Consider the following 12,659-nt stretch of genomic DNA (forward strand, 5'->3'; position numbering starts at 1 on the left):
GAAGCCGGAGAAAAAAACACAAAAAAGGAGCTAAAAATAAGAGAAGAGTCCAGAAAGCCGGAAGTGTCGATGATAAAGTCTCACATATACAAAACAGCGATTCAACCAGGAATTTTTACAAAATAGATAATGAAACCCAAAAGTTAACTCCAAGGGAAAAGAGTTAAAAAGTTGGATTTCAATCGAGGGTTGGAAATATTTTAGGGGAAAGTGTTACTTAATGGACGGGAGAGACTCATCGAAATTGAGTAGTACACTCTGCCTTGCCTGAATTTTGGGGGATGTACTACAATCCACCTCCAGAGCGGTCTCGTTAACAATAGAACCATGGGTTCCTGTGCTTTCGAGGAAAAGTTGAACCTCTTCAACCTCTGGCTCTCGGAAATGATCCATTTCGAAGATATCCATAATAACACTAAACACGTTTTTGTGTAAGTGATCGGTAATCCGAGTCATCGGGAATAAACAGGATGCATGTAGTATTAATAATTTACGGGAACGGAAAAATAAGATGAAAGAGTAGTAAACTAGTTTATTAATATATAAATATTGTGCTCAGCTTACAGAACCCGATTTTCCAGGAGAAAGCCAGGCAGAACAAAAAGAAGTTATCTGCTTTTTAATCCAGTGACTAAACAAATAAATAGATTAATTTTCTCCATAAATACTCATTTTTTACCCCATTTAAAGAAACTCAAGCGTCTCCCCCTTCCTTAATGACCTCAAATGTGTAGTATATAGAAAGAATATAGAAACAGAATGTCGGTTCCCGATTAATTGAGAAACATATTCCGGAATTCAGGAGAGATTATTTCAGTGATCTTACCCTGCACTGTAAAAGGCTGAGACCGCTATCCACCCAGATAAATTATTTCCATAATACAGGGAGCGATATTTAGAATCCATCGAATTAAAACGCTTTCACCAGCCTGTCTTGAAGCCCTGAAAAAAAGACAGAAAAACAGACTTGAAAGAGAAATAAAACCAAAGTTTCTGTTTTTTTGCCCGGGTGTGTTCTCTTTTGAACTCACAAGCCCATCAGTTGCCTTCACTTTCGGGTTTTTCCCTTCCTTTTTGTTTTTGGGAAAGACCGCTCTCCTGCGTCAAGCAGGGCAAAAACGACAAGATACAGCGAATAACGATGTATGGATTAGATAGATCTATAATAATTTAGTCCCTTGGTGAAGAGAAGAAATAACGTTACTCACCCATAGATTACATAGATTAGTCCTCTTGAGCGAAGCGAAAAGGACTGCGGGCTCCCGAATCGCAATTCGGGCATTACAGGAAGAGAGGCCCGAAAACCCGAATCAAGACCCCGACCACAAGAGCAAGGAGTATTGTAAAGATAACAATTGCAGCAGTATCCTTCGTTCCGAGCTCGTGTTTAAGTACTGCAATCGTTGCCACGCAAGGGACATAGATAGTTGTAATTACTGCAAACTGGTACATTTGAAGGGGGGTCATTACGGCTGCGAAGTTGGCTGTACCTGCAAGTACTGCCAGGATCTGGAGGGCCATTTCCTTTCGGAGAATCCCGAAGACCAGAGCTGTTGCGGCAAAAGCCGGAAGGCCCAGAAGACCGACTGATATGGGTTCCACAAAGTTCTGGAAGATAGAAAGAAGTCCAAGGGCGTCGGCAATTCCCAGGGCTGCGCTCCCTACCAGCAGCAGTGGAAAAGCGATGTACAAAAATTCCCGGCTTTTCATCCAGGTTTTTCGGAGGGTGGATTTCAGTTCGGGTTTTCGGAGAGGGGTCATTTCCATGATAAAGCCGCTCCTCTCGCCCGGAAGGGTTCTTCCAAGAACCCAGCCCATTGCTGCAATGATGAAAACCTCCATCACATAGATTGAGACCGCGGGCCAGAACCCAACAAACGTCCCCACAAGTCCCAGAATAATAACGGTCCTTGCAGAGCAGGGGATAAGAGAGATGAGAACCGAAGCTATCCGCTTTTCCCTTCGGGTGCCAAGGGCGTGCACTGCCATAATTGCAGGGACGTTACAGCCAAACCCCAGAACCAGGGGGATAACGGCTCGCCCGTGAAGCCCCAGCTTATGGGTCAGGTTGTCCAGGAGAAAAGCTGCCCTTGTCAGGTAGCCCGAGTCCTCGAATATGGACAAAATGGCATAGAAAACTGCAATATACGGGATTGCAATTGCAAATCCGGCTTCCACCCCCCTCAGGGAATAAAGGATCAGGTTTCTGAAGAGAGGGGACATGCCAAGAGTCATTTCTTCGACGGGCTGGATTATATGAGGCTCAAAAAGGTCGTCCACAATCCAGGTCTCAAGGAAGCCCCCTACCCTGAAGACGAGAAGAAAAGTAAAGAGCAGGGCAGATATGAGTACCAAAATCCCGAAGTGAGGGGAGGTGAGAACCCTATCCACCCTGTCACGAAACCTTTTTTTCGGCTCAAACGACGAGACCACACTATCCACTATATATCCGGATTCTCCGTACAGGTCTCTTGCAACGGTATCCGGGACCGAAATCCCGTGATCAATCTCAAGGTTCTGTCGCAAGCGCCGGGCAGAAGAGAGAATGGCATTGGCTTCAGGAGGCATGCAGCAGAGTTCCACAAACTCGGCATCGTTCAGTAGAGCTGCAATTTTAACACTCTGGGATGTATCCGGAAAAGCATGGTCAAGACTGGATAGAGCCTGGAGGATCCACTGGCTGTACTTTACCCTGTGGTGCGCCTGGACTTTTTCTTTCTCTTCGAGCGCCTGGAGTATTACCTCGTCAAGCCCTACCCCCCACGTTGCAACGGTGGGGACTACAGGCAGGCCAAGGAGTTCTGAAAGTCTGTCCGCATCAATAAGAATCCCGAGCTCGGCGGCCAGATCCACCTGGTTTAAGGCAATAACCATAGGGATATCGAGTTCCAGAAGCTGCAGGGTCAGATAGAGGTTTCTCTCAAGCCTGCTTGCATCAAGGATGTTGACTATGACATCCGGCCGGTCTTCAATAAGAAATCTTTTCGTTACTTTTTCGTCTTCGTTTGCCACCCCGAGAGAATAAATTCCCGGCAGGTCAACTACTTCAACAGTTTTTCCCCTGGCTTTTACACTTCCTCTTATAAGCGCAACCGTAGTGCCGGGGTAATTGGACACCTCAACCCCGACCCCTGTAAGCCTGCTGAAAAAAACACTTTTTCCGACGCTCGGATTACCTATGAAGGCCAGCGTCACATCATAAGGAGAATCTTTTTGACTTTTATTGCCAGGGGTACAGCATGAGCTGGAAATCCCTATCATGCCTCCGTTAGTTTTTCCCGTAAAGTACCATCATTTTCCCGAATTTACGCAACTTTGCCTTTTGGAGTGATGAAAATTTTCTTTGCAATATCCCTTCCAAGAGCAATCTCAGACCCGACAGCCATTACAGAGATACAACCCTGTTTTTGCTTGCGCCGGACTTCAATATCTTCTCCGGTGAGGATGCCAAGTGAGGTTAAACGCTCTTTTGTTTCCCTCGGGAGGGTTACCCTTGCAACCGTGCCCGAACTTCCCTCTTTCATTTCATCGAGAGGGATGAATTTTTCTTCGCGCTGCAGGTTGCATTTATCGATATTGATCGGGTGCCCGTCAGGGCAGTACTCCGGATTACCCAAAAAATCGTAAAGTCTCTCAAGCACCGAGTCTGAAACCGCATGTTCAAGCTCGCAGGCCTCCCTGTGAGCTTCCTTTCTGTCAAAATCGAGGACATCAGCCAGGAAAGTCTCAAGCACCTGGTGTTTCCTCTTAATTCGGACAGCTTCTTCAGCCCCCTTTTCGGTCAATTCGACCCCTTGATAGGGTTTATACTCAACGAACCCCATAGAATGCAACTTTTTGATCATTTCCGTCACACTGGGTGAAGATACATTCAGTTCTTCCGCAATTTGTTTGGTTTTTGCAGGACCCTGGTTTTTCGTAATAAGATAAAGAATAGTTTCTAAGTACTCTTCAATTCGATCCGTATGCATTAACACCATCCCGCTAACACATGCCCGAAACTTTTCAGGACTGATAATTAGGACAACCTAAAAAGAATGATCGATAAATAAATAACTTTTGGTTTTTACCTGTTTAAATAAAATCAGATTGAAAAAGGTTTAAAAACAGAGGGTTTTCTCCCCCGAATGTCGGCATGAAAAAAATAAAATAACAGATTCGGAAGCCTTGTAATAAGAGCCTGGGATTCAGGAGTCCTGAAGTCCAGGAAGTCCTGAAGGTTCCTGAAAGGCTCAAGTGTCGATAGACCTGAGGACTGCAATCTCATTACAGTCTGGGAATTTGGGGCATCTGATGCAGCCAGACCAGATTTTCCGGGGAAGGCTGTTTTTATCCACGATATTGAATTCCAGGGTTTCAAAAAAATCGGGCACGTAAGTAAGAGCAAAGACTTCCTTCATGCCTAGTTCTTTAGCGTCCCCAAGACAGGCTAAAACAAGCTTCGAACCTACTCCTTTTCTTGCACAATCGGGCCGGACTGCGAGAGCAAGGATTTCTGCAAGGTCTTCCCAGACCACATGCAGGGCACAACATCCGACAATCTCGCCTTCTATCTCGCAGACATAATAGTCCCTTATGTTCTCGTAGATTTCACTCAGGGAACGAGCGAGCATGAGCTCATCCTTAGAGTAGGTGTTGATGATCTGTTTCATCTCAACAACATCACTTATCCTGGCTTTTCTGATCAATTCCTGTTTCCTCTGAAGCGGTAATTATGTTTTGCAATAGAAATTCTGCGGAATTATAAGCATTTGCCTCATTCCAACTAGGCAATACTGTACTTCTGGATAAGAAATTATCCATACCTGGGACCTGTCCCATAAGGCAAGTTTTCAAAACAAGTTTTCAAAACAAGTTTTCAAAAATTGCAGACAAAACAGGTACAAAACAGGCAGAATAGAACAAATGAAGTGAAACAGAGAAAGTGAAGAGGAAAGAATGAAACAGACAAAGTGGAACAGATCAGATGAAGAGGAAAGAATGAAACAGACAAAGTGAAACAGATCAAGAGAAGCGGACAGAATGAAACCGGTAAAATGAAACTTGGATAAAAAGATGCCGTGAAAAAGAGATAGAAATTGACGGGCGCGAAGGGATTTGAACCCCCGATTTACAGCTTAGGAGGCTGCCGCCATATCCGGGCTAGGCCACGCGCCCACAACGTAATTTCAGAAATACAGCATGCAACAGTATGCTAAAACCGCATTTCAGGTGAAGTATCCATAATACCGGCATAAGATATATATTTAATTATCGCTCCGGAGCACAGGAAGCCAGAAAACGCAGATATAAACAGATGCCTCGGGAAAGTTTTAAATTAAATGTAAACCATGACTTCAGAGAAGGTTAACAATGAATTTATGAACATAAGGAGTTACTTCGTCCTCAGAAATTAACTGAAAAAGAAGTTAACAATACACAGGATGCTCTGAATATACCCTCAGAAGCATTTGCTCTGAATATACCCTCAGAAGCATTGAATTTGCCTAATTCCCATTCGCCCCCGTTAAAAAGGCTACCTGGCGCTTTTTCAGGCAGAAGAATTCGAATAAACAATACCGATAAACAATAAAAAGCTGACAGAAACCCGGGTAAAAAGATAAAACCAAAAAAGGAAAAAAGTATGCACATGAGACATGATCATTCTTATCCCTTCCATACTCCCGAACTCCGAAAAATGGTCTTTGCCTCCCTCTTTGCGGCCCTGACTGCTGTGGGGGCCTATATACAGATTCCCATACCCTTTTCGCCTGTTCCTGTCACCCTGCAGGTGTTCTTTGTCCTGCTTGCAGGAAGCCTGTTGAAGAGCAAATGGGGAAGCCTGAGCATGATAGTATATACCCTGCTCGGCGTTGCCGGGCTTCCGGTCTTTGCAGGGGGCAGTTCCGGAATAGGAGTGCTTCTCGGACCCACCGGAGGGTACATTTTCGGATTCATACTGGCTGCCTACCTTATAGGCAAATTTTCCGAAAGGGCGGAGAGTGCCGGAAAATCAGGATTTGCAGTTAACGCCCTTAATATGGGAGCAGGAGTTCTGGTCATATATGCCCTTGGGGTTTCCCAGCTGATGCTGGTAGCCGAAATGGGACCACGGGCAGCTCTTACCCTCGGAGCCCTTCCCTTCCTGCCGGGAGAAGTGGTAAAAACTGCAGCTGCCGCATATATCGCTTCAAACCATAAAATCTAAATCAGTCATAAGCTTTAAAGCCCCAGACTCTAAAATTTCCATGGAAATTTAAAAAAAAGAATTCGATTCAGCATGATAAGGCTCGAAAATGTAAGTTACAATTACCCTGATGGGACCCCTGCCCTCCGAAACATAAATATTGGAATTAAAAAAGGGGAATACATAGGGATAACAGGCAAAAATGGAAGCGGCAAATCTACGCTTGCCCTTCACCTTAACGGGCTCCTGAGGCCTCAAAAAGGGAAGGTCCTGGTAAGGGGCATGGATACCGGAGATTTTTCAAAGCTCCAGGGGATCAGGAAACTTGTAGGAATCGTATTCCAGAACCCTGAAACCCAGTTTGTCGGCAGGACCGTAGAAGAAGACCTTGCATTCGGGCCCGAAAACCTCTGCCTGCCCCCGATAGAAATCCGTAAGAGGGTGGATAGAGCCCTTGCCGAAATAGGGCTTGGAAAATACAGGTACCGTTCCCCAAAGACCCTTAGCGGGGGGCAGGGACAGTGTGTGGCTCTTGCAGGGATCCTTACCATGGAGCCCGATTGCCTTATTTTTGATGAAGTAACATCCATGCTTGACCCTGATTCTGGAAAAGCTGTCCTCGAACGTGTAAAACGGCTGCATGAAAAAGGAAAAACCATAGTATATATCACACATAACCTTGAAGAGCTTCAAGCCGCAGATCGAATTATCGTAATGGATAGAGGGAAAATAGTGCTTGAAGGGACACCCGAAAACGTACTTTCGGACCTTTCTCTCAGGTACCTCGGGCTTACTCCCCCTTCCCTGATAGAACTTGCAGAGCGCCTGAAAAACCACGGAGTTGCGGTTCCCTGGGAAAAGACTTCTTCCCCTTCCAGCTTTGCGGAGGAGATATGCCGATTATTCTTGAAAACGTGAGTTTCTTCTACTCGAAAAATACCCCACTTGAAACAGCGGCCTTAAAAGATGTGAACCTGCGCATCGAAAAAGGGGAATTCGTAGGGATCCTGGGAGAAAAAGGGGCAGGAAAATCCACGCTTATAAAACTGTTCAACGGGCTTCTGCGCCCGGAATCTGGAAAAGTAACTGTTGACGGGCTTTCTCCTTTTTCAAAAGAAGTTAAAAGAAAGGTGGGTATGCTTTTTCAGCAGGCTGCAGACCAGCTCTTTTGCAGGACAGTGCATGAGGAGATAGCATTCGGACCCAGGAACTTCGGGTACTCGAAAAAAGAAACCGAAGAAAGGGTCTTTGAAGCCCTCGAAGCAGTTTCCTTCGACCGCTCAATGCTGCTTCGAGACCCTTTCAGCCTGAGTGGGGGAGAGATGCAACGAGTAGCCCTTGCAGGAGCCCTTGCCCTAAGGCCGGACTACCTTGTGCTGGACGAGCCCATAACAGGGCTGGACCCTGCCGGGAAAAAAGAAATTCTTGAGACCCTCAAAAAGATAAAAGACCAGGGGACTGCGGTTATAACCGTGACCCACAATCTTAAAGGGTTTTTTCCTCTTCTGGAGAAGATAGTGCTTGTCCGGGAAGGCAGGATCAGTTTTCAAGGCAGCAGAGAAGAGTACCTTGAAGCCAAGAATGTGCCCCTCCCCCCAGTCACGTCCATGATGCGGGAGCTTAAAGCAAGGGGCTTGCCGGTAAACCCGGCCATATTCACGGTTGAAGAAGCGCTTGAAGAGATCCTGAGAGTAAAATCGAGACTTGAAAAAGAAAAAACTGAAAAATGGTCTGAAACGGACTAAAAAACGTATCGAAAAAAAATGGATTGAGAAAAAAATAGAGTAGAAAAAATAGAGTGGGAAAAATCTGAAAGATAGATTGAAAAGTTGTCCGGAAAATAGACTAAAAAATCCTGAAAAAATATAAAAATAAAAAAATAGGAGAAACGAGAAAAAAGCATGCAAGAACCTGTTTTCAGTTACGTTCCAGGGGCTTCCTTTCTGCATAAGCTCGACCCCAGGACAAAACTTGCAGCCGTGATGCTGCTGGGCATTCTCACCTTCAGGACTGAAAGTTTTTTCGGGTTTGGAATGCTCTTTGCGTTCTTTCTTGCCCTTACATCGTGCTCCGGGCTGCCAGCCATAGTATTTTTCCGGGCAGTCAGGCCTATGCTACTGTTTATCACGTTTATCTTTCTTGCACAGCTATTCTTCACCGAAGGAAGAGTGCTGGCTTCGTTCTGGGTCCTGCACCCGAGTCTCGAGGGGCTTCAAGACGGGCTCAGGCTTTCTGCAAGGTTTATACTCCTCCTGCTTTTTGCCGCCCTTATGACAGCCACCACTGACCCCTCGGCAATTACCTGCGGAATAGAGAGAATACTGCGCCCTCTGCCCCTCCGCTGGCTGGGAGTAAGTTCCTTTGAGCTTGCGACAATGATGAACCTCTCCATAGCCTTTCTCCCCCTGCTCTTTGAGAGGGTTGAGCGGACGAAAGCTGCTCAGGCTTCAAGAGGCATGTATTTCGGGAAAAATCCCTTTCACTCAATCCCTGCCCTTGTCATACCCCTGATAAGGGGAGTGGCAAGAGATGCGGAAGAACTGGCTCTGGCAATGGAAAGCAGAGGATATCAGGGAACTCGCAGGACTTCGATACATGAGCTGTCAATGCAGAAAAGAGACTGGACAACCCTTTTAGCTCTTGTATTCTTTGCAGCCTTTATCCTGAAATTTTAAAGACCGAAAATAAAGACATAATCAAAGGCATAAATTAAAGGCTAAAGTAGAGACATAGAAAATATTTTTCAAACAATTTTTCTCTGCAGATGTCCGAAGCTCATTTTTCTGTTTATTTTTTTGCACTTTTCCGCTTTCTACCTCTTTTTTTATCCTGCTAACCTTACGCTGCGAACTTTGTCCCGCTAATCTTACCCTGCTAACTTTATTCTGCTAACTTCATCCTGCTATTATCTTTCATATTTCGCCATTGCAGACCAGAGCAGTTCTCAGAGCCTATCCGAAAAGTGTTGTGACCTGCTGTAACTTTTACAATTGGCAATATGCACAACTTAACTGATACTCGATATTATGACCTATTGTAACTTCTACAACATGACATTATTGACTTTTCGGATAGGTCTTTAGAAAGAGATTAATATATGAACAACTGTTCATACATTAATGCAAGAAAAATGCGATCGTGTCAACCCCGAGCAGATCGAAAACCTGCTGCAGAAAGTCCCTGATCCCGAATATATTACCCGGATGTCTGCAGTTTTTCAGGCGCTGCAATCGGATACCCGTCTGAAAATCCTTTTTTTGCTGAGGCAAAAAGAGATGTGCGTCTGCGAACTCGAGCAGGCCCTTGAAGTCACGCAGTCTGCAGTTTCGCATGGGCTTCGAACCCTCAGGCAGCTTGACCTCGTGAGAGTCAGGCGGGAAGGAAAATTTACGGTTTACTATATCGCAGACGAACATGTGCGCACCCTCATCGAGATGTGCCTTGAACATGTGGAGGAAAAAATATGAGCTTCGAATTCCTCAACGTCATCCCTACCCTTTTTTCGGGAATTCTCATAGCCTCCTGGAAAATTTTTGTGGAAGCTGCCCCTTACCTCATTTTCGGTTTCGGCGCTGCAGGAGTCCTCAATGTAATTGTGCCTGACCAGAAAATTGTGGACTACCTCGGAAGCTCGGCAGGAAAAGTCCGTTCCGTTATCAACGCCTCCCTGGCAGGGTTACCCCTTCCCCTCTGTTCCTGCGGGGTGATCCCTGCAGCCATGTCGATAAGGAAAAGGGGAGCAAACAGAGGCGCAACCCTGTCCTTTCTGATTTCGACTCCTCAGACCGGAGTGGATTCCATTGCGATCACCTATGCTCTCCTCGACCCTCTGATGACTATTTTTCGTCCGCTTGCAACTCTTATAACTGCCCTTCTTGCAGGACTTGCCGACAATCTCCTGATAGGTGAAGAAATCGAGAAAAAAGGAAGCAAAAAACAGGAAAATGCTGGAAAAAAAACAGAAATAGTTGCAGTTTCGACCCTCGTGGGGGTATCGGCAGCCGGAAGCAAATGCAGCTCCTCTTCCTGTGGCTGTAACGCAGCTGAAGCCCCGGTAACAGGAAAAAAAGAGCTGTCTGCCCTGAATACTGTGCCTTCAAAAGCCATGCCTCTGGAATTGAAGGCAGAATCTGTGAAGGGTGCCCTACCTCTCACCCCCTCCCCGGCAACACAGGCACCTGAAAGTAAAACTTCTTTATGCAGCTGCGGACACTGCGGGCAGGAGAAAAAGGAAACAGGCTCTGAGGGAAGAAGTAAAAGGTCATTAAAAGAGCATGTTCTGAGAGGGCTGAAATATGCCTACATCGAACTTCCCGGAGACATCGCGAAGTGGATGCTGATTGGAATCCTGCTTGCAGGGACAATTTCCTATGCTGTCCCGGAAACCCTGATTCAGGAATACCTGGGGGGAGGGCTAGGGTCAATGCTGGTCATGCTTGTAGTGGGCATTCCACTTTATATCTGCGCTACAGCTTCGACCCCTCTTGCCGCAAGCCTCGTAGCCAAAGGGATGAGCCCTGGCACAGCTTTTGTTTTCCTCCTTGCAGGCCCTGCAACCAATGCGGCAACCATAACCATGGTCGTCCGGTTCCTCGGAAAACGCTCGGCAGCCCTCTACCTCGGAGTGATCTCCCTGTGCGCCCTTGGAGCAGGAATCCTGCTTGACTGGCTTTACCTTAAGCTGGGAGTCAGTGCAACTGCAACGCTGGGAAGTGCAGGAGAATTACTTCCTGAAGGCATCAAGATCGGTTTTGCAGCCTTCCTGCTCCCTCTAATGCTGTACGGAAGCTTCCGCAGGGGGCAAGAGTGCGGCTGTACAGAATGCCATTAAAAGGAGATAACGGAAAGAAATCGAAGAGAAAATAATGAAAAATGCAGGATAAGTACCAGAATAATATAAATCCTCAGAAATAGAATATATCATTATGCAGGAAAATCCCGAGTTTGAGGAAAAAAAGGAACCGAAAGAGAGTGATTTCAAGGCCCCAGGGGAACTTGAAACCGGCTATACGGAGAAATCATGGGAAAAACCTGAAAAAACAATGGAAGAAAAAGAAGCCGGCATAGAGCCTACTCCCCAGGAAAGAATAGAACCGAAAGAAAGCGATTTCAAGGCTCCGGGAGAACTTGAAACCGGCTATACGGAGAAATCATGGGAAAAACCTGAGAAAACAGAGGAAGAAAAAGAAGCAGGAAAAGAGACTGGAGAAGAAGCAGGAAAAGAGACCGGCGAGGAAGAACGCACGGTTTATACAATGAAAAAGCGCCTGACAAAAAGTAAGAGCGACCGCATGCTCTTTGGAGTCTGCGGCGGGCTTGGGAAGTACTTCGGGATTGACCCGACTTTTGTAAGGCTACTCTTTGTGCTCCTTGCCTTTGTAAACGGGATCGGAATCGTCCTATATATTATTCTGGCAATAATCATGCCCTCGGAAGAGAGCGTTCAGATGGTGCCCGAAACTCGGAAGAGCAGCTAAGGAAAAGACTCAGACAAAAGAATGGAAAACAGCATTTTGAGAGACTACATTATGCCGGGAATTTATATATCTTCAGTTCCGGCAGATTATTTTTTCTTTGTCTTAAATCTGACAGTATAGTGCCAGAGGTTTCCTTCAACTTTATCCAGGATAAGGCCAGCTTCTTCGCCTAACCTGATAGTAGTAGACTTTAAAGGGTAATCAGGATCAGGTAAAAATTCAGTTACTGCAAGAATTCCACCAGGTTTCAGAACTCTTTTTATCTCCTTTAAAACCTTATTCTTATCAGGAATTTCCTGAATAACTGTTATTGCATATACCAGATCGAATGAGTTATCATCAAAAGGCAGATTATGCGCATCTCCTTTTATAAGCTTGATGTTCCTGATATCTCTGTTTTCTGGTCTTGATAGTTTCTCCTTTAACTGCATTAACATTCCTGGTTGAATATCAAGAGCATATACTTCTCCTTTAATTCCAACAGTCCTTGCAACGAAAGTTGTAAACGCTCCACTTCCGCATCCAACCTCCAGAACATGCATTCCTTCTTTTATCCCACTTCGATCTATCAATTTATCAGGGGACTGCAATTTTCGTCTAAAATCGCTATCTAAGAAACGTCCCATAAATGGTGGGGGTGAAAGTTTATAAAATCTTTTTATAATTCTTATTGCAATTTGCAATAAAACAAAAAGACCTGAAATTATCAGTAAAATCCTCGTAAATACCCGCATATTTAACCACCTTTATAGTATCAGCAGTCGCGATTTTCCTTACTTCTGAAACCCGTTTTTAAAACCGTTTTTTACAATGAAGTATAATCAAAAAAGACATTGAAGATTATGGAATCGGCTTATTATGCAACCAAAAGTGACTCCATGTTTGATTTGAAAACGGCCGGGTTGTTGGGTACGCCTTGATAATTTAGCGTCATTATCATAATAACTTTACCTGCTATCCGAATTTCAGAATATAACCAAAAAATCATGAAATTGGCTGTAATGAAGGCTTTTCCT

General features: G+C 45.2%; 12 protein-coding genes and 1 tRNA gene. 7 read left to right on the plus strand and 6 right to left on the minus strand.

Annotated features, from left to right (window positions below):
- Positions 1–213: 213 nt before the first annotated feature.
- From MA_RS22650 to MA_RS22675, 5 genes are all read right to left on the minus strand, one after another.
- Positions 214–393, minus strand: a complete 180-nt coding sequence (locus MA_RS22650; protein WP_226990694.1) for a hypothetical protein — start codon at positions 391–393, stop codon at positions 214–216.
- An 888-nt stretch (positions 394–1,281) separates the two neighbouring features.
- A complete protein-coding gene (feoB, locus tag MA_RS22660; RefSeq protein ID WP_011024217.1) occupies positions 1,282–3,261 on the minus strand; it encodes a ferrous iron transport protein B in 1,980 nt (659 codons plus the stop codon).
- A 44-nt stretch (positions 3,262–3,305) separates the two neighbouring features.
- Complete coding sequence (locus MA_RS22665; RefSeq protein WP_048065966.1) at positions 3,306–3,971, minus strand: DtxR family transcriptional regulator; 666 nt, start codon at positions 3,969–3,971, stop codon at positions 3,306–3,308.
- 261 nt (positions 3,972–4,232) lie between these two features.
- Positions 4,233–4,688 carry an N-acetyltransferase gene (locus MA_RS22670; protein WP_011024219.1) on the minus strand — a complete coding sequence of 152 codons (456 nt, stop codon included), beginning with the start codon at positions 4,686–4,688 and terminating at the stop codon, positions 4,233–4,235.
- Positions 4,689–5,082: 394 nt separating this feature from the next.
- Positions 5,083–5,157, minus strand: a tRNA-Arg gene (locus MA_RS22675).
- Between the two features lie 466 nt (positions 5,158–5,623).
- Here MA_RS22675 and MA_RS22685 point away from each other — a divergent pair.
- From MA_RS22685 to MA_RS22715, 7 genes are all read left to right on the plus strand, one after another.
- Positions 5,624–6,187 carry a biotin transporter BioY gene (locus MA_RS22685; RefSeq protein ID WP_011024220.1) on the plus strand — a complete coding sequence of 188 codons (564 nt, stop codon included), beginning with the start codon at positions 5,624–5,626 and terminating at the stop codon, positions 6,185–6,187.
- Positions 6,188–6,259: 72 nt separating this feature from the next.
- A complete protein-coding gene (locus tag MA_RS22690) occupies positions 6,260–7,084 on the plus strand; it encodes an energy-coupling factor transporter ATPase (protein ID WP_011024221.1) in 825 nt (274 codons plus the stop codon).
- Positions 7,060–7,911, plus strand: a complete 852-nt coding sequence (locus MA_RS22695) for an energy-coupling factor transporter ATPase (RefSeq protein WP_011024222.1) — start codon at positions 7,060–7,062, stop codon at positions 7,909–7,911. Before MA_RS22690 ends, MA_RS22695 begins: the two co-directional genes overlap by 25 nt.
- Before the next feature lie 156 nt (positions 7,912–8,067).
- Positions 8,068–8,841, plus strand: coding sequence for an energy-coupling factor transporter transmembrane component T family protein (locus tag MA_RS22700; protein WP_011024223.1), 774 nt, complete (start codon positions 8,068–8,070; stop codon positions 8,839–8,841).
- A 444-nt stretch (positions 8,842–9,285) separates the two neighbouring features.
- Positions 9,286–9,633 carry an ArsR/SmtB family transcription factor gene (locus MA_RS22705; RefSeq protein ID WP_011024224.1) on the plus strand — a complete coding sequence of 116 codons (348 nt, stop codon included), beginning with the start codon at positions 9,286–9,288 and terminating at the stop codon, positions 9,631–9,633.
- The gene (locus MA_RS22710) at positions 9,630–10,997 is read left to right on the plus strand and encodes an SO_0444 family Cu/Zn efflux transporter (protein ID WP_011024225.1); all 1,368 of its coding nucleotides are present in this window, start codon (positions 9,630–9,632) and stop codon (positions 10,995–10,997) included. The genes MA_RS22705 and MA_RS22710 overlap by 4 nt, the downstream gene beginning before the upstream one ends.
- A 94-nt stretch (positions 10,998–11,091) precedes the next feature.
- A complete protein-coding gene (locus MA_RS22715) occupies positions 11,092–11,643 on the plus strand; it encodes a PspC domain-containing protein (RefSeq protein ID WP_011024226.1) in 552 nt (183 codons plus the stop codon).
- Between the two features lie 86 nt (positions 11,644–11,729).
- On the opposite strand, the gene MA_RS22720 is transcribed toward MA_RS22715, so the two are convergent.
- Positions 11,730–12,377 (minus strand): class I SAM-dependent methyltransferase, encoded by a 648-nt coding sequence (locus MA_RS22720; RefSeq protein ID WP_226990695.1) that lies wholly within the window; start codon positions 12,375–12,377, stop codon positions 11,730–11,732.
- Positions 12,378–12,659: the final 282 nt, after the last annotated feature.

It is taken from the genome of Methanosarcina acetivorans C2A (genome assembly GCF_000007345.1).
Classification (GTDB): domain Archaea; phylum Halobacteriota; class Methanosarcinia; order Methanosarcinales; family Methanosarcinaceae; genus Methanosarcina; species Methanosarcina acetivorans.

Bases quoted from the DNA above. Each gene is read 5' to 3' on its own strand.
- MA_RS22720 (WP_226990695.1), bottom strand. From the start codon at position 12,377: ATGCGGGTATTTACGAGGATTTTACTGATAATTTCAGGTCTTTTTGTT.
- MA_RS22705 (WP_011024224.1), top strand. From the start codon at position 9,286: ATGCAAGAAAAATGCGATCGTGTCAACCCCGAGCAGATCGAAAACCTG.
- MA_RS22650 (WP_226990694.1), bottom strand. From the start codon at position 393: ATGGATCATTTCCGAGAGCCAGAGGTTGAAGAGGTTCAACTTTTCCTC.
- MA_RS22715 (WP_011024226.1), top strand. From the start codon at position 11,092: ATGCAGGAAAATCCCGAGTTTGAGGAAAAAAAGGAACCGAAAGAGAGT.
- MA_RS22700 (WP_011024223.1), top strand. From the start codon at position 8,068: ATGCAAGAACCTGTTTTCAGTTACGTTCCAGGGGCTTCCTTTCTGCAT.
- MA_RS22665 (WP_048065966.1), bottom strand. From the start codon at position 3,971: ATGCATACGGATCGAATTGAAGAGTACTTAGAAACTATTCTTTATCTT.
- MA_RS22685 (WP_011024220.1), top strand. From the start codon at position 5,624: ATGCACATGAGACATGATCATTCTTATCCCTTCCATACTCCCGAACTC.
- MA_RS22690 (WP_011024221.1), top strand. From the start codon at position 6,260: ATGATAAGGCTCGAAAATGTAAGTTACAATTACCCTGATGGGACCCCT.
- MA_RS22695 (WP_011024222.1), top strand. From the start codon at position 7,060: ATGCCGATTATTCTTGAAAACGTGAGTTTCTTCTACTCGAAAAATACC.
- feoB (WP_011024217.1), bottom strand. From the start codon at position 3,261: ATGATAGGGATTTCCAGCTCATGCTGTACCCCTGGCAATAAAAGTCAA.
- MA_RS22710 (WP_011024225.1), top strand. From the start codon at position 9,630: ATGAGCTTCGAATTCCTCAACGTCATCCCTACCCTTTTTTCGGGAATT.